The organism is Mesorhizobium sp. M7A.F.Ca.MR.176.00.0.0, assembly GCF_004023165.1.
Classification (GTDB): domain Bacteria; phylum Pseudomonadota; class Alphaproteobacteria; order Rhizobiales; family Rhizobiaceae; genus Mesorhizobium.
Genome location: NZ_RZTC01000049.1, coordinates 1 through 211 on the forward strand (window position 1 = coordinate 1; position 211 = coordinate 211).

Annotated in this window: 1 pseudogene; it reads right to left on the reverse strand. The window is 68.2% G+C overall.

The features are described from left to right. Nucleotides 1-211, reverse strand: a pseudogene (locus tag EOB59_RS36425) (LysR family transcriptional regulator); the annotation flags it as partial.

Sequence of the window (211 nt, forward strand, 5' to 3'; positions counted from 1 at the left end):
CAGCCCCTCGCGCATCAGCATATGCTTGGTGCGCACATCCGTCAGCCGCCAGGTGCGGTAGGCGAAGACGCCGAAGTCCCGCCCCTTGGTGCGCTCCGACTGGTCGGTGACGACAAGCTGCGTGTGTTCGCGCGCATCCTCGATCGCCACCGGCTTCGGCAGCAGGGCCAGCGGATGGCTGGGCGCGGCGGCCAGCACGATCGACATGAAG